Source organism: Burkholderia sp. AcTa6-5 (assembly GCF_017815075.1).
Classification (GTDB): Bacteria; Pseudomonadota; Gammaproteobacteria; order Burkholderiales; family Burkholderiaceae; genus Burkholderia; species Burkholderia sola.
This window is the reverse complement of sequence record NZ_JAGIQE010000008.1, coordinates 161,597-183,714: the sequence shown is the minus strand read 5'-3', so window position 1 is coordinate 183,714 and position 22,118 is coordinate 161,597. Positions and strand designations below refer to the sequence as shown.

General features: G+C 67.0%; 18 protein-coding genes, 1 tRNA gene and 1 pseudogene. 14 read left to right on the top strand and 6 right to left on the bottom strand.

The features are described from left to right. Entirely contained in the window at window positions 1-1,122 is a 1,122-nt protein-coding gene (locus J8I33_RS13550) for an ABC transporter substrate-binding protein (protein ID WP_209925508.1), read from the bottom strand. Between the two features lie 156 nt (window positions 1,123-1,278). Between J8I33_RS13550 and J8I33_RS13545 the strand changes: the two genes are divergently transcribed. The 10 genes from J8I33_RS13545 (at window position 1,279) to J8I33_RS13500 (ending at window position 14,918) form a co-directional block, all read left to right on the top strand. Continuing rightward, window positions 1,279-2,274, top strand: a complete 996-nt coding sequence (locus tag J8I33_RS13545) for an AraC family transcriptional regulator (RefSeq protein WP_245172010.1) — start codon at window positions 1,279-1,281, stop codon at window positions 2,272-2,274. Window positions 2,275-2,410: 136 nt separating this feature from the next. Further along, window positions 2,411-4,546 carry a TonB-dependent receptor gene (locus J8I33_RS13540; protein WP_209936842.1) on the top strand — a complete coding sequence of 712 codons (2,136 nt, stop codon included), beginning with the start codon at window positions 2,411-2,413 and terminating at the stop codon, window positions 4,544-4,546. 95 nt (window positions 4,547-4,641) lie between these two features. Continuing rightward, entirely contained in the window at window positions 4,642-5,784 is a 1,143-nt protein-coding gene (locus J8I33_RS13535; protein ID WP_245172008.1) for an isochorismate synthase, read from the top strand. Further along, window positions 5,781-7,397: a (2,3-dihydroxybenzoyl)adenylate synthase gene (locus J8I33_RS13530; RefSeq protein ID WP_209936837.1), complete on the top strand. Its 1,617-nt coding sequence runs from the start codon at window positions 5,781-5,783 to the stop codon at window positions 7,395-7,397. Before J8I33_RS13535 ends, J8I33_RS13530 begins: the two co-directional genes overlap by 4 nt. 65 nt (window positions 7,398-7,462) lie before the next feature. Next, a complete protein-coding gene (locus J8I33_RS13525) occupies window positions 7,463-8,326 on the top strand; it encodes an isochorismatase family protein (protein ID WP_209925517.1) in 864 nt (287 codons plus the stop codon). Beyond that, window positions 8,323-8,643 carry a DUF2218 domain-containing protein gene (locus tag J8I33_RS13520; protein ID WP_209925520.1) on the top strand — a complete coding sequence of 107 codons (321 nt, stop codon included), beginning with the start codon at window positions 8,323-8,325 and terminating at the stop codon, window positions 8,641-8,643. The genes J8I33_RS13525 and J8I33_RS13520 overlap by 4 nt, the downstream gene beginning before the upstream one ends. Window positions 8,644-8,677: 34 nt before the next feature. Next, on the top strand, window positions 8,678-12,592 hold the full coding sequence (locus tag J8I33_RS13515) for an amino acid adenylation domain-containing protein (protein ID WP_348636012.1): 3,915 nt from the start codon (window positions 8,678-8,680) through the stop codon (window positions 12,590-12,592). A gap of 12 nt (window positions 12,593-12,604) precedes the next feature. Further along, a complete protein-coding gene (locus J8I33_RS13510; protein ID WP_245172006.1) occupies window positions 12,605-13,399 on the top strand; it encodes a 2,3-dihydro-2,3-dihydroxybenzoate dehydrogenase in 795 nt (264 codons plus the stop codon). Window positions 13,400-13,433: 34 nt separating this feature from the next. Continuing rightward, window positions 13,434-13,619 (top strand): hypothetical protein, encoded by a 186-nt coding sequence (locus J8I33_RS13505; protein ID WP_209925522.1) that lies wholly within the window; start codon window positions 13,434-13,436, stop codon window positions 13,617-13,619. Window positions 13,620-13,682: 63 nt separating this feature from the next. After that, on the top strand, window positions 13,683-14,918 hold the full coding sequence (locus J8I33_RS13500; RefSeq protein WP_209936831.1) for an MFS transporter: 1,236 nt from the start codon (window positions 13,683-13,685) through the stop codon (window positions 14,916-14,918). A 106-nt stretch (window positions 14,919-15,024) separates the two neighbouring features. Here J8I33_RS13500 and J8I33_RS13495 read toward each other — a convergent pair. Continuing rightward, window positions 15,025-15,111: transfer RNA gene (locus J8I33_RS13495), tRNA-Leu, on the bottom strand. 104 nt (window positions 15,112-15,215) lie between these two features. Further along, window positions 15,216-16,205, bottom strand: coding sequence for an aliphatic sulfonate ABC transporter substrate-binding protein (locus tag J8I33_RS13490; RefSeq protein WP_209936825.1), 990 nt, complete (start codon window positions 16,203-16,205; stop codon window positions 15,216-15,218). A gap of 671 nt (window positions 16,206-16,876) precedes the next feature. Between J8I33_RS13490 and J8I33_RS13485 the strand changes: the two genes are divergently transcribed. The 4 genes and pseudogenes from J8I33_RS13485 (at window position 16,877) to J8I33_RS13475 (ending at window position 19,502) form a co-directional block, all read left to right on the top strand. Continuing rightward, window positions 16,877-17,353 (top strand): transcriptional regulator, encoded by a 477-nt coding sequence (locus tag J8I33_RS13485; RefSeq protein WP_245172005.1) that lies wholly within the window; start codon window positions 16,877-16,879, stop codon window positions 17,351-17,353. Between the two features lie 122 nt (window positions 17,354-17,475). Beyond that, window positions 17,476-17,726: pseudogene (locus J8I33_RS34445) on the top strand (addiction module antidote protein). Between the two features lie 11 nt (window positions 17,727-17,737). After that, the gene (locus tag J8I33_RS13480) at window positions 17,738-18,376 is read left to right on the top strand and encodes a DUF2026 family protein (RefSeq protein WP_209936818.1); all 639 of its coding nucleotides are present in this window, start codon (window positions 17,738-17,740) and stop codon (window positions 18,374-18,376) included. Between the two features lie 91 nt (window positions 18,377-18,467). Beyond that, the gene (locus J8I33_RS13475) at window positions 18,468-19,502 is read left to right on the top strand and encodes a tetratricopeptide repeat protein (RefSeq protein ID WP_209936809.1); all 1,035 of its coding nucleotides are present in this window, start codon (window positions 18,468-18,470) and stop codon (window positions 19,500-19,502) included. Between the two features lie 128 nt (window positions 19,503-19,630). Here J8I33_RS13475 and J8I33_RS13470 read toward each other — a convergent pair whose 3' ends face one another. The 3 genes from J8I33_RS13470 to J8I33_RS13460 form a co-directional block, all read right to left on the bottom strand. Then, on the bottom strand, window positions 19,631-20,737 hold the full coding sequence (locus J8I33_RS13470; protein WP_209936802.1) for a hypothetical protein: 1,107 nt from the start codon (window positions 20,735-20,737) through the stop codon (window positions 19,631-19,633). A gap of 238 nt (window positions 20,738-20,975) precedes the next feature. Beyond that, window positions 20,976-21,281: an H-NS histone family protein gene (locus tag J8I33_RS13465; protein WP_209936794.1), complete on the bottom strand. Its 306-nt coding sequence runs from the start codon at window positions 21,279-21,281 to the stop codon at window positions 20,976-20,978. 59 nt (window positions 21,282-21,340) lie between these two features. Beyond that, window positions 21,341-22,048: a hypothetical protein gene (locus tag J8I33_RS13460; protein ID WP_209936788.1), complete on the bottom strand. Its 708-nt coding sequence runs from the start codon at window positions 22,046-22,048 to the stop codon at window positions 21,341-21,343. Between the last annotated feature and the right edge of the window lie 70 nt (window positions 22,049-22,118).

The window sequence follows — 22,118 nt, the reverse complement described above, 5'->3', positions numbered from 1 at the left end:
TCACGATCCTTCCTGAATCCAGTATTCGCCGTTCAGCGCGACTGGCTGGAAGCGGCGCACCATCGTGTCGAAGGTACGGTGCGGATCGAGATCCGCGAACAGGTCCGGATGCAGCCATTTCGCCATTGCCTGTACCGCGACGACATTGAACGGCGAATTGTAGAAGTGATGCCAGATTGCATAGGCGCGCCGCTCGCGCACCGCGCGCAGCGGTGCGATCGTCGGGCGCTGCAGCACGCGGTCGAACGAGCGGACAGCCGCATCGCGCGTCACGCCGGCGCCGAGCGCGATGCGCTGCGGCGCGCTCTGCAGCGTGCGGGCCGAGCCGATTCCGGTGCCGATGTAGAAATCCGGCTGGCGGCTCAGCAGGTATTCCGGGTTCAGCGTGCCGTGCTCGCCCGGCACGCTGCCCTTCGCGACGTTGTCGCCGCCGGCCGCGTCGAGGAGTTTGCCGAGCATGCCCGTCATCGTCTCGCAGCAGTCGCTCGACAGGCCGACGCGGCTTTCGAGGAACACCGTGGGTGCCGCGGGGCGGGCCGTCTTCAGGCGGGTGCGAACGAGATCGAGCTGTTCCTGCCAGAGCGCGTTGAAGTCGGCTGCGCGCCGCGGCGCGCCGAACACCTGGCCGAGCACAGCGATGCTGCGCGGCGTGTTGGCGAGCGGATCGTGGCGAAAATCGACGAACACGATCGCGACGCCCGCGGCTTCGAGCCGCGCCAGCGTTTCGCGGTCGCGCTCGCCGGGCCCGTGGCCGCCGCCGAGCCCGAAGATCGCGACCTGCGGGCGCAGCGCGAGCGCGCGTTCGTCGCTGAAGCTGCCGGCCTGCGAGCGACCGATACGCGGCACGTCCTGCAGCCGCGGAAAGCGCTCGACCCACTGCGCATAGCTCGCCGGATCGAGTTGCTCGAAGTCGCCCATCATGCCGACGAGGCGGCGCGACGGGTCGCCGGCGTCGACGATCGCGAGCGCCGGCAGCAGCCGTCCTTCGCCGAGCAGCACGCGCTCGACGCGCGCGGGAATCCGGACCTGCCGGCCGGCGAGGTCGGTGACGGTCGTCGTGTCCGCATAGGCGGCGTGCATCAAGAGCCAGCCGCACAGCCAGATGCCGAGCGTGGCCCACATTCCACTTGTCTTTCTCACGCTACTCCCGATACGATATAAATGAGAAGCATTCGCATTTAATTGTAGCCGAGAGGCGGGGACGGAGCAGCCGCTGTCCGTTTGATTGACCGACTAAATAGTTTGCGCGCGCACCGACCGCGCACGGGGGTATCCGAGATGACTGCATGGGCGCCAGGCGCTTCTCCTTCCGATCGCCATCGACACGACGCGCACGTCGCGCGGATTCGCGAAGTGCGGCCCGGCCTGCGCGTGCACGCGGACGACGCGACCGACGAATTCGACGCGGTGATGTCGGGCCAGTGCACGCCGGGCCTGCATCTGGTGCTGCTGCTGGAAGGCGCGCTCGACGTGTCCTACGGCGACCGGCGCGTGCTGCTGGCGACGGACGGCTGCGGCGCGTGCCGTTCCGGCGCGGCCCGGCCTGACGCGGCCCGGCCCGACGCGGCCCGACCGCGCGTGCGGATGCAGTCGTTTCTGCTCAACGCGCTGCAGCCCGACACGTTTCGTCGCCGGCTGAGCAAGGGCGGCTACGCGCGGCGGTTGAGCCTCGCGATGTCCGGCGAATGGCTCGCGCACCTGCGGGCCGCGAGCCGCGCGGCGTTGCCGGAGAGGCTCGATTCGATGCTGTCCGCGCATCTCGCGATCTGTTTCTGGCAGCCGACGCCGCGCGCCACCGCGCTCGCCGAGCAGATCGTGCGGCCGCCGTCCTACCAGCCGATGCTGCAGGCGATCTACCTGGAAAGCCGCGTGCTCGAACTGCTCGCCGAGGCGTTCGCGCCGCTCGAGGCCCAGGCGCCCCGGGCGTCGGACGCGGCGCTCGGTTCGCGCGATTACCGGCGGATGGCGGAACTGCGCGCGTTCCTCGCGAGCGACGCCGCGCAGGAGCTGTCGCTCGACGACATCGCGCGCCACGTCGGGATGAGTGCGAACGCGATGCAGCGTCAGTTCCGCGCCGCCTACGGCACCACGGTGTTCGACTTCATTCGCGAGCATCACCTGCAGCGTGCGCGGCTCGCGCTCGAGCGCGATGCGGTGAGCGTCAAGCAGGCCGCGGCGCTCGCCGGCTACACGAGCGCCGCGAATTTCGCGACCGCGTACAAGCGCCGCTTCGGCGTGACGCCGACGCTCGCGCGGCGCAGCGATCGGCGCTGATCGCTGCGGATCGACGCCGACGCGCATCGCGGCGGCGCTCAAACAAGATCGAAGCTTTCGCAAATATTTCGACGCATGACAGGTTCCATAATGCAAATGAGAATCAATCACATTGTGGAGCAGCGAAAGCGTCATCATGTCGAGTCACGTAGCGAAGTTTGCGTTGAAGCCGGCCGTCGTCGCCGGCCTGTATCTGATGGGGACATCCTGCGCGTGGGCGCAGGCGCCTGACAAGCAGCGCGAAACCGCTGCATCGGCCGCGTCCGCCGAGCCGGCGGCGATGAAGGAAATCGTCGTCACCGCGAGCCGCCGCGAGCAGGCGATCAAGGAGGCGCCGGCCAGCATCTCGGTGATCACCCGCGACGAGATCGAGGCGAAGCCTTACACGTCGGTCGCCGAGATCGTCGGCAAGGTCGAGGGCGTGAGCGTCGTCGGCGGGTCCCCGAACGACCAGGACATCTCGATTCGCGGGATGCCGGGCGAATACACGCTGTTCCTCGTCGACGGCCGCCGGCAGAACACCCGCGAAACGATGAACCGCGGCACCGCGGGCGTGCAGTCCAACCTGATGCCGCCGCTCTCCGCGATCGAGCGGATCGAGGTCGTGCGCGGGCCGATGTCGTCGCTGTACGGCGCCGATGCGATGGGCGGCGTCGTCAACGTGATCACACGCAAGGTGCCGAAGCGCTGGGGCGGCACGCTTACCGCGAGCAGCGTGTGGCAACTCGAGTCGGACCAGGGCGATACGCAGAGCGTCGATTTCTGGCTCGGCGGCCCGCTGAAGTCCGACGTGCTCGGGCTGCAGGCGTCCGGGCGGCTGCTGCACCGGGGCGAGGACGATATCTACTACCCGGCGAGCGGCGCAAGCGGCGCGAACGGGCAGCGCATCGGCAGCTTCGACGTCAAGCTGTCCGCCAAGCCGACCCGCGATCAGGACATCAGCGTGAACGTCGGGCGCGAACAACTCACCTATCTCAGCACGCCGGGCAAGAGCGAAGCGCCGCTCACGCCGCGCACCGCGACCTCCGCCGTCACCGAGACGCGCCACGTGCGCGACTACTGGGGCATCACGCACGACGGTCGCTGGGGCTTCGGCAACACGACGCTGTCGCTGTACGGCGAGCGCGGCACGCAGGAGCAGTGGACGCCGGTGGGGCGCTCGCCGTTGAAGCCCGCGCTGACGGATACGATCCTCGAAGGCAAGGTCGAGGTGCCGTGGTGGGGCGAGCGCAACATCCTGACCGTCGGCGGCCAGCACATCTGGTCGCGCTTGTCGGGCGTCGGCAGCCAGGACGCGGTGCCGAAGGGCCATGCGACCAACTCGGACCGCATTTCGCGCGACGCGTGGGCGCTGTTCGGCGAGAACGAGTACTTCTTCAACGACCGCTTCACGCTGACGACCGGCGTGCGGCTCGATCACGACGAGCGCTACGGCAGCCACGCAAGCCCGCGCGTCTACGGCGTGTACAAGCTCACGCACGCGTGGACGGTGCGCGGCGGCGTGTCGACCGGCTTCCGGCCGCCGTCGCTGCGCCAGAGCACGGGCGGCTACTGCATGACGTCGGGCGGCGCGGCGGGCGCGGTGCCCGGCACGCTGTGCGGCAACCCGGACCTGAAGCCCGAGACCAGCGTGACCGAGGAACTCGGCGTGCGCTACGACAGGGGCGACACCTACGCGGGCCTGACGCTGTTCAACAACCTGTTCAGGAACAAGGTCACGAGCTTCGACACGGGCGTAGCCGATCCGCGTTCGCCGGGCCGCAACCTCTACAAGTACGACAACATCGACCGGGTCAAGCTGTACGGGCTCGAACTCGGCGCGGGCACGCGCGTGTCGCGCACGGTGACGGTGTCGGGCGCGTACACGCTGACGCAGTCGCGCCGCGAAGGCAACGGCGAGAAGGCATTCAACGGCGGCTCGCTCGACGGCCAGCCGCTCGACAAGACGCCGAAGCACAAATTCAACGTGCAGGTCGACTGGACGCCGACGCCGAAGCTCGACCTCTATGCGACGGCCAACTATATCGGCAACGAATACTGGGCGGCGTTCCGCAACGGCGCGCAGGGCGTGCGCGAGCGGCCGTCGACGACGACGTTCGATCTCGGCGGCCGCTACCGGATCGACAAGCGCTTCTCCGTCAATTTCGCGTTGCTGAACCTGACCAACAGGATGGTTCCGGTCGACGACCGCACGCGCGCGAACGGCCTGAGCGGCAACTGGCTCGTCGATCAGGGCCGCCGCATCGCGGTGAGCGTCACGGCCGAAATGTGACGGCGCGGCCGGCGCCCCATGTGCAGCCCCATTGTGCCGGCCTATTCAATCTCGAGGTCAATCTCATGAACATGGTTTCTCGTCCCGCGACACTATTGGCACCCCGAAACATCTGGGAAGTCTATCGCCCCGATACGCCGCTGTTCCTTGCGACGCCGGCTCATGCGCTGCTCGCGACCGATGCGGAAAACACCGTCCCGCACGCCGATACGCCGCTCGCGGCGCGCGTCGCGGCGGCGCTGCGCGAGGCCCGCGCGAACGGGCATGACGGCGCGGCGGTCGTCGGCGCGGTGCCGTTCGACGTCGACGCGCCTGCCGCGCTGAGGGTCGCGCGCACGCTGCTGCGCGCCGGCCCGCTCGGCTCGCTGCGCAGCCCGGCGCTCGCGGCAATGCGCCATGCGACGCGCGCGGTGCCGCCGGCGAACGTATATGCCGACGCGGTCGCGCAGGCCGTCGCCCGCATCCGCGCGGGCGAGCTCGACAAGGTCGTGCTGGCGCGCACGCTCGAGATCAGCGGCGAACGGCCGGTCGACGTCGCGCCGCTCGTCGCGCGGCTCGCGGCGCGCAATCCGCACGGCTATACGTTCTCCGTCGACCTGGGCGCCGGCCGCACGCTGCTTGGCGCGAGCCCGGAACTGCTCGTGAACCGCTTCGGCGGCATCGTGCGTGCGAATCCGCTTGCGGGCTCGGCGCCGCGCAGCCCCGACCCGGTCGAGGATCGTCGCCGCGCGGACGCGCTGCTCGCGTCCGCGAAGGATCTCGACGAGCATCGGGTGGTCGTCGACGCGGTACGCGACGCGCTCGCGCCGTTGTGCCGGCGCCTCGACGTGCCCGCGCATCCGTCGCTGATCCATACCGAGACGATGTGGCACCTGTCGACCGAAGTGCGCGGAGAAACCGGTGTCGACGCGCTGACGCTCGCGCTCGCGCTGCATCCGACGCCGGCCGTCTGCGGCGCGCCGCGCGCGGCCGCCCGCGCATGCATTCGCGACGCGGAACCGTTCGATCGCGGCTTCTACGCGGGGATGCTCGGCTGGGTCGATACGCAAGGCGACGGCGAATGGGTCGTGACGATCCGCTGCGCGGAAGCGCACGATCGCACGCTGCGGCTCTATGCGGGCGCGGGCGTCGTCGGCGAATCGACGCCCGACGGCGAGTGCGCGGAGACCGCCGCGAAATTCCGGACGATGCTCGACGCGCTCGGCGTGAGCCACGACGTCGCGCCGGAGGCCGCATGACGCGCGCGCACGGCACGCCGTGGCCGGACGCATTCGCCGACGCGTACCGCCAGAAAGGCTACTGGCGCGGCCAATCGCTCGCGCAGTGGCTCGACGAGCGCGTCGCGCGGCATCGCGAGCGCATCGCGCTCGTGCAGGACGAGATCCGCTGGTCGTATCGCACGCTCGCCGACGAAGCGGCGCGGGTGGCCCGTGCGCTGATCGCGCGCGGCATCGCGCCGGGCGACCGCGTGGTCGTGCAGTTGCCGAACTGCGTCGCGTTCTTCGCGCTCACGTTCGCGCTGTTCCGGATCGGCGCGCTGCCGGTGTTCGCGCTGCCCGCGCATCGGCGGCGCGAGATCGGCTTCTTCTGCCGGCATGCGCAGGCGGTCGCCTACGTCGCGGCCGAGCGGCACGACGGTTTCGATTACCGGGCGCTCGCGCGCGACGTGCAGGCCGACGCGCCGACGCTGCGGCACCTGCTGTTTACGGCGCCGGGCAACGCGAACCTCGCGCTGGCCGACGCGCCGTCGGACGTCGCGCTCCCGCCGGGGCCGTGCGCGGGCGAGGTCGCGTTCCTGCAACTGTCGGGCGGCAGCACCGGCACGCCGAAGCTGATCCCGCGCACGCACGACGACTACCTGTACAGCGTGCGCGAAAGCGCGCGCATCTGCGGGCTGAGCGAGCGCAGCGCGTATCTCGCCGCGCTGCCGGCCGCGCACAACTACGCGCTCAGTTCGCCGGGCTCGTTCGGCGTGCTGCACGCTGGCGGCACGGTCGTGCTGTGCGACGGCGCGAGCCCGGACGTCGCGTTTCCGCTGATCGAGCGCGAGCGCGTGACGGTGGTCGCGCTCGTGCCGCCGCTCGTGCCGGTGTGGCTGGCGGCCGTGGCGCGGCGTCAGGCGGCGCTCGCGAGCGTCGAACTCGTGCAGGTCGGCGGCGCGCGCTTCGACCCGGCGCTGGCTGCGCGCGCGGCGGACGGCTTCGGCGCGCAGCTCCAGCAGGTGTTCGGAATGGCCGAAGGGCTCGTCAACTACACGCGGCTCGACGATCCGCGCGACCTCGTGATCGGCACGCAGGGGCGGCCGATCTCGCCGGACGACGAGATCCGCGTCGTCGACGACGACGACCGCCCAGTCGCGCCGGGCGAGGTCGGCCACTTGCTGACACGCGGCCCGTACACGATCCGCGGCTACTACGAGGCGGATGCGCACAACGCGCGCGCATTTACGTCGGACGGTTTCTATCGCACCGGCGATCGCGTGCGTGTCACGGCCACCGGCCATCTGATCGTCGAAGGGCGCGCGAAGGACCAGATCAACCGTGGCGGCGAGAAGATTCCCGCCGAGGAGATCGAGCATCTGCTGCTCGCGCATCCGGGCGTGGTCGACGCGGCGCTCGTGCCGATGCCCGATCCGTATCTCGGCGAGCGCAGTTGCGCGTACGTGATTCGCGGCACGCCGGCGCCGGGCGCGGCGGAGCTGATCCGGTTCGTGCGCGAGCAGGGCGTCGCCGCGTTCAAGGTGCCGGACCGGATCGAATTCGTCGACGGATTCCCGAAGACGCCAGTCGGCAAGATCGACAAGCGCGCGCTGCGCGAGCGCATCGCGGCGCAGTTGACCGCAGCAGCATGACCCGACCACCAACACGCGGGCGGCACGCATCGCCCGCGCATCGAAACATTCAACAGCACACCATCATGGCCATTCCGAAGATTCCTTCCTACCCGATTCCGGCCGAATTGCCGGCGAACCGCGTGACCTGGGGCTTCGCGCCGACACGCGCCGCGTTGCTCGTGCACGACATGCAGGACTACTTTCTCGATTTCTACGATCGCGACGCGGCGCCCGTCCCGGCGCTGCTGGCGAACGTGCGGCGCCTGATCGATTTCGCGCACGCGAGCGGGATGCCGGTCTGCTACACCGCGCAATCGGCGGCGCAGACGCCCGAGCAGCGCGCGCTGCTGACCGACATGTGGGGGCCCGGGCTCACCGCGCATCCGTCGCGCGAGGCGATCTGCGACGCGCTCGCGCCTGCGCCGGGCGACACGGTGCTCGACAAGTGGCGCTACAGCGCATTTCAGCGCTCGGACCTCGACAACCTGTTGAACGAGCACGGACGCGACCAACTCGTGATCTGCGGGATCTACGCGCACATCGGCTGCATGATGACCGCGTGCGATGCGTTCATGCGGGATGTCCGGCCGTTCTTCGTCGCCGATGCGCTCGCGGACTTCTCCGAGCGCGAGCATCGGATGGCGCTCGACTACGTGGCGGGGCGGTGCGGCAAGGTCGCGACCACCGCCGAGCTGATCGGCGACGCCGCGTCGCCGACGCTCGCGGAAATCGCCGCGCAGGTCGCGCACATCCTGCGGGTGCCGGCCGCCGACCTGCGCGCGGACGACAACCTGCTCGACAGCGGGCTCGATTCGGTGCGCCTGATGATGCTCGTGGAAACCTGGCGATCCGCCGGACACGATGTGACCTTCGTGCAGCTTGCCGAAGCGCCGACGCTCGGCGCGTGGGCGCGGCTGCTGCAACGCACGGCGCAGGTGAGCGCATGACGGCGCACTCGATTCCGGACGCGCGGCCGGCGCCGTTCGTCAGCATCGCGCAACTTTCATTGCCGAAGGCCGACCGTGTGCTGTTCAAGCTCTGCAAGCATTACGCGATCAAGGTGCCGGTCGTGTTCGACGCCCATCGCGCGACGGTCGATTTCCCGTACGGCGTGTGCCGGATGGTGCGCGCCGACGACGTGCTGAGCCTGCGTTGCGAGGCCGACGCCGCGGACAAGCTCGAACAGCTCCAGTACGTGATGGACGAGCACCTCGCGCTGATGTCGCGCAATCCGCAGCTCGTCGTCGCATGGCGCCGCGCGTGACGCGCGACGCGCGTTTCCCGATCAACGATTTCTCGTGACAGATCCCTTCATGCAACTCGAAGACCGACCGATGCGCGCAACGTCCGCGCAATACGGAATCTGGGTCGCGCAGCAGGTCGATCCGGACGATCCGGGCTACTTGACCGCCGAGTCGATCGAGCTCGACGGCCCGCTCGACGTCGCCGCGCTGACCGGCAGCGTCGAGACGGTGCTCGATCATGCGGACGCGCTGCACATGCGCTTCGCATGGACCGACGATGCGCTCTGGCAGCGCCGCCTGCCGCCGTGCGCGCGTCTGCCGCTCGTCGATTTCTCGGCGCAGCCCGATCCCGCGCAGGCCGCGCGCGCGTGGATGCGCGCGTCGCTGTCGATCCGCTGCGACGTGACGTCCGATCCGCTTTACCGCACGGCGCTGTTGCGGCTGTCGCCGACGCGGCACTGGTGGTATCTGCAGGTTCACCACATCGCGCTCGACGGATTCGGCTACAGCCTGCTCCAGCAGGCCGTCGCCGCCCGCTACAACGCGCGTGTCGCGGGCGTGGCGCCGCCCGTGCTGCCGGACTGGCGGATCGATCGCGTGATCGACGCGGAGGCGCGCTATCGCGCGACCGGCGGCTTCGACGCCGATTCCGCGTTCTGGCGCGCGCACTTGCGCGACGTGCCGGCGCCGCTCGTCCTCGCGCCGCAGCAGGCGGTCGGCGCGGATACACTGCGCGAGACACTCGTGCTCGACGGCGCGCGCGTGCAGACGCTGCGCGAAGCCGCCGAGCGGCTCGACGTCGACTGGAACGCGTGGCTGCTGGGCGCAATCGGCATCTGGCTCGCGAAGCTGGGCGGCCAGCGCGATCTGACGCTGGGCCTGCCGGTGATGAACCGTCTCGGCACGCCGGCGCTCGGCGTGCCGTGCATGGCGATGAACATCGTGCCGTTGCGTGTGCACGTCGACGCCGGGCGCTCGCCGCGCGAACTCGCGGCCGAGACTGCCGGGCGGCTGCGCGCGATTCGTCCGCACCTCTACTACCGGTACGGCTGGATTCGCGGCGATCTCGGCCTGCTGGAGCGCAATGCGTTCCTGTTCAACCAGGCCGTGAACGTGATGCCGTTCGAGCGGCAGGTCGCGTTCGACGGGCTCGCGAGCGACACGCGCGCGGTCAGCGGCGGCCCCGTGAAGGATTTGAATGTGACGGTCGCGGTGCGCGGCGGCGCGTGGCACATCACGCTCGAGGGCAATCCGAACGCATACGATGCGGCACGGCTCGCCGCGTATGCGCGCAGCCTCGCGGGCTGGCTGGACGCGTTTGCCGGGCACGCACCGGACGCACAGCTGGTGCCGCTGCTCGGCGACCTGCCGCCGCCGTCGATCCTGCGCGGCGCACCGCTCGCCGGGCCGTACCGCGACGTGCTCGCCCTCGTCGCCCGCATCGCGCGGGAAGCGCCGACGCGCACCGCGATCGAGGCAGGCGCGCAGCGCATCGACTACCGTACGCTGCTGGCCGACGTGGATGCGCTCGCGACGGCGCTCGCCGGGCGCGGCGTGACACGCGGCTGCCGGGTGGCGCTCGCCGCGCCGCGCGCGCCGGACGTGATCGCGGCAATGCTCGCGGTGCTGCAGGCCGGCGCGGTGCTCGTGCCGATCGATCCGGACGGTCCGCCGCAGCGGATCGCGGCGATGCTCGCCGACGCCGCGCCCGCGCTCGTGATCACGCGCGGCGCGTATCGCGTGTGCGCAGGGGGCCTGCCGACGCTGGATCTCGATGCGCGTCGCATGCCCGGCGCGCACGGCGTCGACGTGGCGCCATACGCCGATGCCGACCAGCCCGCGTACCTGCTCTACACGTCCGGCTCGACCGGCCGTCCGAACGGCGTGCTGATCGGGCGCGGCGCCCTTGCGCAGTTCGTCGCGAGCACGCGCGCGTGCTATCGCGTCGGGCCCGACGACAAGGTGCTGCAGTTCGCGCCGCTGCACTTCGATGCGAGCTTCGAGGAGATTTTCGTGACGCTGTGCAACGGCGCGACGCTCGTGCTGCGCGACGACGCGATGCTCGACTCGGTCGGCACGTTCGCGGCCGAGGTCGAGCGGCGCGGCATCACGGTGCTCGATCTGCCCACCGCATACTGGCACGTGCTCGCGCATGCGCTCGACGCGCATCACGCGGAGCAGCTTCGTCGCGTGCGCCTGACCATCATCGGCGGCGAGGCCGCGCTGCCCGAGCGGCTCCGGCGCTGGCGCGCGCGATTGCCGAACCAGACGCTGCTGAACACCTACGGGCCGACCGAGGCGACGATCATCGCGACCGCCGCGTGCGTCGGCGGCCCGGGCGCGGTCTGGCAGGACGGCGAGCCGGTGCCGATCGGCACGCCGCGCGCGGGCGTCGACGCGCGGATCGTCGACGCCCGCGGGTATCCGGTCGCGGCAGGCTCGACGGGCGAACTCGTGCTGAGCGGCGATGCGCTCGCGCTCGCGTACCTCGACAATCCGGCGCTGACGGCGGAGCGTTTCGTGACGCTGCCCGGCAGCGGCATGCGCGCGTACCGGACCGGCGATCTCGCGACGCTGCGCGACGGCCGGCTCCGTTTCGACGGCCGCATCGACCATCAGGTGAAGATCAGCGGCGTGCGCATCGATCCGCGCGAAATCGAGGACTGGCTGCTGCGCGCGCCGGACGTGCGGGAGGCGGCGGTCGTCGCTGTGCGCAGCGACGCGGGCGCGACGACGCTGGCGGCGTTCGTCGCCGGGACCGACGACGTCGCCGCGCTGCGCGCGCGGCTGGCCGATGCGCTGCCGGCCGCAGCGATCCCCGGCGTATGGCGCGTGCTCGACGGCCTGCCGCGCAACGCGAACGGCAAGACCGACCGCAACGCGCTCGTGCGGCTCGCCGCGCAGCGGGACGCGGAGCCGGGCGATGCGCAGCAGACCGGCGAACTGGCGCGCCGCGTGATGCGTATCTGGCGCGACGTGCTGGGCGAGGTCGCGCTCACGCCGGCGTCCAATTTCTTCGACGTCGGCGGGAAGTCGCTGCAGGCGATCCAGGCGAGCGCACGGCTCGCGGCCGAACTGGGCCGCGACGTGCCGGTGTCGATGCTGTTCCGGCATGCGACGGTCGACGCGCTGGCCGCCGCGCTGCAAACGCCGCTTGCGTACCGGCCGCGCGCCGCACACGACGCGTTCGCGCCGCATCTGGCGATCCAGGCGGGGCGCGACGGCGGCGCGCGGCTCATCTGCATCCATCCGGCCGACGGCCTCGCGTGGAGCTATCTGCGGCTCGCCGCGCAGTTGCCGGAGGTCGCGCTCGACGGCCTGCAGTTGTCGGTCGACGACACCCGGCGCGCCGCGGATTTCGACGCGCTCGTCGCCACCTATGTGGAGCGCGTGCGCGCGCTGCAGCCGCGCGGGCCGTACCACCTGCTCGGCTGGTCGCTCGGGGGCGCGCTCGCGCATGCGGTTGCCGCGACGCTCGCGCGTGACGGTCAGACGGTCGGCCTGCTCGCGCTGATGGACAGCTACCCGGCGTCCGCATGGGCGGCGCAGCCGCAGCCGGCGCCGGGCGACGCGCTGCGCATCCTGCTCACGGTGAATGGCGACTTCGATACGGCCGATCTGTCGGACGACGCGCTGCGCCAGCGGCTCCTGCGGGCGAACAGCCCGTTCGCGGCGCTCGGCCCGGCGGGGCTCGATGCGTTCGCCGACGCGACGCTGCGGCAGATGCGTCTGTTCCGCGCGGCAAGCACGCCGCGCTACGACGGCGCGCTGCTGCTGTTCAACGCGGCGCGCAAGCGGCCGGGCCTGCCGACGCCCGACAGCTGGCAAGCCCATCTGGCGACCGGCGCACTGAATTGCGTCGCGCTCGACTGTTCGCACGACGGGATGTCCGATCCCGAACCGATGGCGGCGATCGGCGCCGCGCTGGCGGAACGGCTTGCCGCGACCACCGTCGCCGGCGCTTTATGAGGAATCGAATCGATGAATGCACAGGCAGGCATGATTTTTCCGGGTGCGGTCGCCGTCGTGAGCGGCGCGGCCCAGGGTATCGGCGCGGCCGTCGCGCGCGCGCTGGCCGCGCGCGGAATCGAGGTCGCCGCGTTCGACGTCGACGGCGACGCGCTGGCGCGCCGCGCGGCCGACAGCGTGACGCGCGGCGCGCGGATTCATCCGTTCACGGTCGATGTCGCGGATGCGGCTGCCGTCAACGACGCGGTCGCACGCGTCGAAGCGACGATCGGCCCGATCGGGATGCTCGCGAACGTAGCGGGCGTATTGCGGCTGGCGGCGACGACGTCGCTGAGCGACGCCGACTGGGCGCACTGTTTCGCGGTGAATACGCACGGGGTATTTCACCTGTCGCGCGCGGTCGCGCAGCGGATGGTCGCGCGCCGCGCCGGCAGCATCGTGACGGTTGGCTCGAATGCGGCGCTGGTGCCGCGCATGCAGATGGCCGCGTATGCGGCGTCGAAGGCCGCCGCGCACCAGTTCACCCGCTGCCTCGGGCTCGAGCTGGCCGGTCACGGCATCCGCTGCAACATCGTCGCGCCGGGCTCGACCGACACGCCGATGCAGCGCCAGCTCTGGGACGGCCCGGCCGGCCCGGCGGGGGTGATCGCCGGTTCGCTCGACACGTATCGCACGGGCATTCCGCTCGGTCGCATCGCCGCGCCGGACGACGTCGCCGAAACGGTGCTGTTCCTGCTGTCCGACGCGTCGCGTCACGTCGCGCTGCACAGCCTGTGCGTCGACGGTGGCGCGACGCTCGGCGTCTGACGGTGTGCGACTTCCCTTCGAGAGCGCTTCAGCGATGAAACATGTCCCCGCCGAAGCCGGCACCGTGGCCGAACCGTACGGCGACGAACGACCGTGCGTCGGCATGCGGCTGCCGACGCCGGACGCACCGCGCCGCGATCTGCCGGCGACTGTCGCGACCGGGGACGCGCTGCTGCGCGCGCGTCGCCGCTGGTTCGCGCGAGGCGGCCGTGCCGGCTGACGGCGGCATCGGCGTCTTTGCGTGCTGCGCACGCGTTCTTCTTCAACCCACAACGGAATGGACATGTCGACGACTTCCGCCGAACCCCTGCAAGCTCCGGCCGACGCCGGCTCCCGCTACCTCCCGCTATTGCTCGCGAATCTCGCGATGGTGGCCGGCACCTACGCCTTCGTCGCGATCGCCGGCCCGCTGGCGCGCCGGATGAACCTCGAACCCCTGCATATCGGCGCGGTCATCGCGAGCGTCGGGCTCATCTGGATCGCCGCCGCGCCGCGCTGGGGGCGGGTGGCGGACGCGCGTGGCCGGCTGCCGGCGATGCGCGCGTCGATCGTCGGCTTCGTCGCCGGCTTTCTGTTGCTGGCCGGCTATGTCGGCTGGGCGCTGCGCGACGGGGCGGTTTTGCCGCCGGTCTGGGCGAGCTTCGTCGCGCTGCTGGCGACGCGCGCGGCGATGGGCGGCTGCTATGCGGGCCTGCCGGTTGCGGCGACTGCGTGGCTCGCGGACCGGACCGCGACCACCGGGCGCGCGGCGGCGCTCGCACGCTTCGGCGCCGCGGGGGCGGTCGGGATGGTGATCGCGCCGCCAGTTGCCGGCTGGCTCGCCGGTTACGACATGACGCTCGCGCTCGTGGTGTTCGCGCTGTTGCCGCTCGTCGGTCTGCCGGGGTTGCGCCGCCTGCGCGACGACGGGCCGCGGCTCGCGGGGCACGCGCAGGCGCGGCTGAAGCCGACCGATCCGCGCCTGCGCCTGCCGTGGTGGAGCGCGTTTGCGCTGTACAGCGTCGTGATGATCGCGAACAGCGCGCTCGGCTTCTACGTGATCGACCGGCTGCAGGTCGGCGCGCGCGACGCGTCGGCGGTGGTCGGCTACGCGCTCGGTAGCGCGGGCGTCGGCCTGATCGCGATGCAGGCGCTCGTCGGGCGGCTGCGGCGGGTCGCGCCGCGGCAGTGGCTGCGATGGGGCGCGCTCGTCGGCGGCGTCGGCTTCGTGTCGGTGCTGGCGGTCGAGCCGGCGCAGCCGTTGCTGATGTGCGCGAGCTATCTGGTCGCGGCGTGCGGAATGGGCGCGGCGTTCCCGGCAGCCGCGGCGCTCGCGAGCACGCGGGTCGAGTCGCACGAGCAGGGCGCGTGCGCGGGCGCGATGTCGGTTGCGCAGGGGCTCAGCATGGTGGTGGCGCCGCTCGTCGGCAATGGGCTCTACGAACTGCATCCAGCCGCGCCGTTCGTGGCGATCGGGGTGGTGCTGGCCGGGGTGTTTGTCGGGACGTGGCGGGAGCGGCGGGGGGCGTCGGGGCTATAGCACCACGCGTTGGCGGGAAGCGAACCCGCCTGCTTGCGCAGGCGCTTTGCTTCCTGGGCTGGAAATGAAAAAAGGCCGGCAGAAGCCGACCTTTTTTGAAAACAGATGGTGCCCAGGAGAGGACTCGAACCTCCACGATGTTGCCACCGCTAGGACCTGAACCTAGTGCGTCTACCAATTCCGCCACCTGGGCACGTTTCGCTTGCTGCGATGCGAAAGACCGCCATTATAGCGTGCTGACGAAGCCTGTCAATACAATTTCATTCGGGACGATAAAAATATGGTGCGGCGAGATCGTTACGCGCCGACCGGTTCCGCGCGCTTCGCCGTGAAGTTCCAGCGCCGTGCCTGGGTCGTATCGATGCGGGCGGGCAGCAGTCCGGCCGCCAGGAACGTATCGGCGATCTTCTGCTGTTCGCCGAAGTTTTGCGGCGTCACCGTGCGAACGAGGTAGCTGCGTCGCGCATTCGCCCGCGCGATCGTCGCGGCATCGAGCCCCCAGATCGGCGCGAGCGTGTTCGCGGCCTCCTGCGGACGGTCGCGCAGCCACGCGCCGGCCAGCGACAACTGGTCGAACAGAATCTGGACGACGTCGGGGCGCGCGGCCGCAAAGCTGCTCGATGCGAGGTAATAGCGCTGGTACGACGCGAGTCCGCTGCCGTCGGCCAGGATCCGCACGTCGGGATTCCGGTCGACCGACGCGACATAGGGGTCCCACGTGATCCATGCGTCCACGCTGCCGCGCTCGAATGCGGCGCGGCCGTCCGCGGGCGTCAGGTAATGGATCGCCACATCGGCGGGCGCGAGCTTCGCGCGTGCGAGCGCGGCAAGCAGCAGGTAGTGGCTGCCGGCCGCCTTGGTGACCGCGATACGCCGGCCCTTGAGATCGGCGAGCGTGCGCAGCGCGCTGTCCTGCTTGACGACGATCGCCTGCGCCTTCGGCGAGGGCGCCTCCTGCGCGACGTACACGAAACGCGCATGCGCGGCCTGCGCGAAGACGGGGACCGTATCGGCCACATCGGCACTGACGTCGACGGCGCCGACGTTCAGCGCTTCGGTCAGCGGCAATCCGCTCGCGAATTCGTGCCATGACACGCGCAGGCCGAGCGGCGTCAGCGCCTGCTCGAGCGTGCCGCGCGTCTTGAGCAGCGTGATCAGCGTCGACGATTTCTGGTAACCGATGCGCAGCGTGGCCGGCGCGTTCTCGGCGTGCGCGCCGACACCGGCGGCAGCGAGGCCCGCGGCCAGCATCGCGCGTGCGAATGCGCGGCGGTTCATCGACGTCATGATGGGGGCTCCTCGTTGGATGCGTTGAAAGCGAGGCGGCTAACGTAACAACGGGGAGGGTGTTTGATAACCGATAAATTCTGCTATCGATCGGAGCGGCCGACATAAGGGCGCGAAGACAGGCGCTTTGCTTCCTGGGCTGGAAATGAAAAAAGGCCGGCATAAAGCCGACCTTTTAAAAACAGATGGTGCCCAGGAGAGGCTTAGAAATATTTCATTAACTAATTGATAATATTGATATTTTTGTATTTTACACTGTGTAATGTACCGTTTGATGTACCAGTTTGAGCGAGTGGAAGTAGGTGGAACGAAATGCGTTTTGGTGGAACTGAGCGTAAGTTAAAGGTGTGTGGCGAGATTACAACGTTTGGAATCTCTGCTCTCCATGAGGCACCTTTTCGATAGGTGCCTTGACGCGTGGGCGCGCCGTCTGCCCAACGTCGTCTTGCTTACCGATCGCTACCCCGCTTGTTTGAGCCAGCCATTGGGGCTTGAGGTTGGTTCGGCTTGAACTCGTCGCCGATTGGGATGGATCGGCTAGCCCGCGCAATCTGCGTGGCGATGTCGGCTCGCGTGAACGTACATCGCCCCGATATCGCACGTGAACGACTCGTGTCGTCTTCGGATTACGATTAGAACAGGCATTCTGGTCAACCACCTGTATCTGACAGATGCCAACAATCGAAGAGAAAGGGGCCTTTTCCGCGCGCTTGAAGTTTGCCCTCCGGCGCAGTTCGCCGACACCAATTGGTGCAACAGCTCTTGCATTGCAGTTCAATCTGCGCTTTTCCACGGGCAGCCCGATCTCGCCACAAACCGCGCACAAGTGGCTATCGGGGCGAGCGATCCCGACGTCGGACAAATTACGTGTACTGGCAGCATGGCTCCGTGTCGATCTGCATTGGCTGCATTACGGGCCGCCGCCGAGTTCGTCAGCGCTATCTGTGCCGAAGCCGTTACCTCGCGATGCCAGCTATCCGCCGACATCTGAAATGATGACGCTGGCGGCGAAGATCGCTGCGCTACGCACGAGTGACCGATACTTGATCGAGGCACTGATTGACGTGCTGTACGACACCGCTGTCGAGCGAGACCGGCCCGAAAACATCCGCGGGGGTAGCCGCGCGGCGCCAGGAAACCATCGGTAGCGCCACCTATTAGGACGCGGGCCTTGGCAACGCCCGAGTCGGTAGCTTGATCATTGTTCGTTTATAAACGAAGATGAATTTCTATCGAATCGGGGACTACTTGACGCCGGGCGAGCGTCAGGATTTCTACCAAGAATGGCAACCTTGCCGATGGTGACCAAGCTGAGTTGCTGATCGTGTTGCACCAGATGGCGTAGGCGTTTGGTGCGGTGCAGGCCGTGGCCGGACAGGCGTGCCTGAATCCGCCACAGCTCTATCGCACGCTGTCGCCGAAGGGAAATCCGGCGCTCAGCAGCTTGTCCGCCATCCTTAAGGCGATATGGGTATGCGGCTGGCAGTGCAGCCGTCGGCCTCATCGGCTCACGCGACCTAAACATAGACCACATGAAATCGAAGCCTCTCATTCCCTTGCTTGACTACTTGCGCATTCACAGTGTCATCAAGTCCGTACTCGACAGTGTCGATGCGCATACAGCGCATGCGTGCATGTTCTTCAGTGTCGCTGGTGCTCGCATTCTTCGGGAGTTCTACAAGAAGGATGCCATACCAGTCGCCGGTGCCGCGTTCTTGCTTGTCGATGAAGAACGGCGCAATGCGATGTCCTTCGCGTCTTTGACAAATGGTCTGGTTCAAAGTACGGATACATCGTTTCATGCATGGGTGCTCTGTGACGGCTACGCAATTGATTTCATGACACCGGTTTTCCCGGAGACCTGTAAGGCAGAGGGTCACCCCTTCATTGCCCAGCGGCGCATCTTCCAGAAGCGATGGGCCGATATGGCTCAAAGCCATGAGCACTTGGACTGCGAAGGCGACTACTACTTCGTGCCCAATCCGGAATTGACGGCTGATCTGCTGGAGTCGTTCTTCAAGAAGCCTGCCGGTGGGGATCTCGTCAACGTTTGCCTGCACTGGTATCGAAAGCCACCGAAATCGATTCTTCCCGAGTTGCAAATGCAGAACGACCTGGGGGAAGTCATTCGGATCAAACTGCAAAACTGCACGGTGTCCGGCGCTTGGTGATCCGTTGGTGACGCGATCTAGTCGTCGATCTGGCTGTACATGGAATGGTCTGTGTGCTGCCGAGCATCAATAACAATCAGAGGGGCGTGCGATGGGCTTCATTTCCAAGGTGATGGAACTACTTGGCGGGTCGAAGAAGCCGGTTCCTGCGGAGATACCCCCAGTGAGCTCGCCCATGCAACCTGAGGGTGGTCGCACGGCACGTAACGCAGTTGTGCGGGACGACTGGCTCTCGTTGACGAAGCCGGACTTTTTTGGCCAGGCACATCGATCTCCGGGCAAGCGTTGGATCGTCGGCTGCAATGATTCCGATGGGGTCAGTAGAGGTGGGTACAGAGAGAGCGGCAACGGATGGGTGGTTCTGGTCGATCATCAGATGGACAAAGTCGTGCACGAGCTGAGGTGCTTTGCCCGCCCGACGGATGCCGCAGTTTCGGATGCGGGTACCTACATCGTTCTCGATTCGGGCTTCGGATCGGCGCTGCAAGGCGACGTTGTCGCTTTGGATTTGGATGGGCATGAAAGATACCGGCGACATTACCGCGCCAACGTCTTCAACGTCGGACTTTCAAGGTGTGGGAGATACGCGGCTGTCCAAACCGCCAATGCCCCTAATGACGACGGGAATCTGCTGGAAGTCCTCGACCTTGATAGAGGCGCCGCGGTGTTCTCCGTGCCGCCGGCCACTGGATGGGCCGACAAGTATTCGTTCGATGTGGATGCTGAAGGGCGCCTCAAGGCAGTCGGCGTTGAACACAAGAGGCTCGGCCGCTTCAGCTATTCCGCGTCCGGCGAGTTCCAGGATGCTCAAGCGTTTCAAGCAGCACGGCTCGATAAGGGAGACTACGCCACGAAGATCATGTCGGCCCGTGACCTGCTCAAGACCGACGCGACGCCGGACAATGCCAGGAGAGCATTGAGTACGGCCGACGCCGCGCTCGCAGAAGGTGCAAAAGACACGCCCGATTGGGCTTCAACCGCACATCGCGTGCGCGGCGAAGCCTATGAACTGCTTGGCCAATTGCCTGAGGCGCTTGAGGCCTTCGATCAAGCCTTGTCTCTGAATCCGAAGGTCGGGGTGCAGAAGCGGGCGGTGGCGCTCCGCAAAAAGCTTGGCACCGGCTGATTGGGGCATCGAGGCGCTCGCAATGCCGTCGAGGCCATCAGATACCGCGACTATGCACGGTTTTCTTCGCGGGCAACGTTTTTCTGGAAAGCATTGGCAAGAAGGGGGCTTCGGCCTCTTTCCTTGAGTCACCGCTGCTCGTCGAGATACTTGGCCATTTCGGCGAAGCCATTGACAACCGTGCAATCGGAAAAATTCCTGAAACCGATTCTCGCGTCGGACAGAAGGTACACTAGCTTTCTGTCAGCAGTAAACAGGGCTTGAGCCACAGGCAAGGCTGAGGCGGCCACCATGAAGTCGTTCGGATCTCCCTTCTGATAACGGCGCTTGGAATCGAGCCGCATCAATCCGTACAACGAACTCAACACGCGCAATGTTGGCAGCGCGCGTGACGATGGCATCTGATGCCAATGGTACAGAGCGGTGAGGGCGTAAAGGGCGATTTCCTGCGGGGTGGTGACTACTCCTTCTTCCGCGAACCATGCCGCGATGCAACCCTTTAGCTCGACGAAGATGCCCGTGTTGAGGTTTGCGATTTCTTCCTGATGTTCAATCTTTCCGGTATTGAGATCGGCGATACCGTGAGAGTTGTTCCATTTCCCATGCGGTGATGAGCCAGCGACTTTCAGTTGAATGGAAAAGGGCAGCTCCGCGAGTGCATCAAAAAACGCCTTGTTGAAGGTGTCTTCGTCCAACTTCGCTTTCAACAACTCGTGGAGCGAAACTGCCGGTATCCCAAGCAGCTCGACGGGGCTGCACAGGAAGTCTTCCAAACCTTCGCTGGTCTGCAAGTCGGTTAGCCGAAGCTTGCGTAACTCAGAGCCGATGCGCTCGGGAGATGGGGCAATGCAGAGCCCTTGGGAAAGCTCGTCAACCAGCCGTGTCACCGTATCGCGGGTAGCAGGATCAACCATCGAGTCCAACTCGAAAAAGGTGGGCAAGCCGATGGGGAAAGCAAACTTTCCTGTATTCGCTGCTTGTTCAAGGCTGGCCGCAAAGAGCTTCATCTCGGGCGTGACTTTTTCTTCTCTCCCAAGGAGGCAGTCAGCTAAGCATCTCCACGCATTCGTATCAAGGTATATCAGCCGGAACGCGCTGGCACGGGAGGCCAACTCCTTGCGTTTCGCTTTGACATGGACGCTAAAGGAAATTTCGGGATGCGCTTGGTGAATCTCGATGTAATGATCGATTCGCTTGGCAGCTGCCTTGATGGCTGAATCGAGGATCTGTGGCATGTGAAATGATCAACAATGATGCCCGGCGCGATCTTGATGGCGGGGCCGATAGAAGAATGATTGGCGGTGCAGTCGAGCGCGACTACACGCCACGTTGCCAGGGCCGAGATATTGAAGAGCGAGCGTTCCGGCGTCGTCGGTTGCGGTCGCACCAATCAGGCTCTTGGCACTTGGCGTCCAGTGGAGCATCCCATGTGCGGTGCTTTACTCCGCGCAAACCGAGGATCATCAATCGAGCTTATGAAGCCTCGACATCGATGAGAAATCGCATTGGATTCTTGCCCAGCCAGCTTGGAGCGCGTCCACGCCCGGACCAGGTTGCGCCGGTTCTTGGGTCGCGGTATTTCGGTGGGGGTTGCTTGCGTGTACGCATGCCGCCACGGCCGCGCGGCGGGTCAATATCATCGATGGTCAGCTCGTATTCGGCCATCAGTTCGCGGATTTGGGTGACGACGGCGGAGATTTCCTCTTGCCGCTTTGCCTCGATTTGTTCTTCGAGTTGCGCGCGCTGAGCAAGCAGTTCTTTGTAGGTTGCAGTTGTCATCGACGATTCCTTGAAATGAAAGGGGGCTGGTGTCGCTGCGCGCTTGCGGCGCGAATGTTTCAGTGCAGTAATCTGCAGGGTTTGTTGCGCGTGGCGGTGGTGGTCGCCGTGCTGATTTGATCGATAGCGTCGGCCATGTAGAGCGCGATGCCTTCCATCTCGCAGTGGTCGGCTTTCGTGGCGAAACCGCTGGCGCCGAGATCGAGAGGATGGGGTTCGACGATCTCGCTGGCTTCGATCAGCCCGGTGCGATGTTCGGCGGCATAGGCCAGTGCCTTGCGGAAGACGGCGAGCCTGCCATGGGAGAAGGCGCTGGCCATGATCGATGCGACGTTTGGGCAGCGGTCGAGATCCGATAGCAGGGCGACCACACCGGCTTCACTGAGATAGCAGCCAACCCGGTAGTTGGCGCCGAGGGTGTTTTCCCATTCGCCGAGCTGACCAGGTGGGATCAATTCGTTCCAGCTTCTCGTATAGCGCACAAACTCCGGGAATCGATTGATGACGAAGCTGCAGGCGCTCCCACGCAGATACCAGTATTTTCGATAGTAGCCGGCGACGGCCGCGAGGCAGAAGCCCAGGTTGTCGTTGAAGCTCGAATTTTCGAATTCGATATCGAGCAGTTGGCCGACAGTGTGGCGATCCTGCGCATCGAGTTGGAAGCGATCGAAGATCGCGGAGCGCGCGGCGCGATCCTGTCGCAAGTCGAGAAAGCATACCTGGATTTCTTCCTCGCGCATCGGATGGTAGGAAATGTCGAATCCCATTGAACGACTCCTTGGGTTGCAGACTGCCTCGATCGAGGCAGTCTGATAGGCAGAGGTCGACGACTTGCAT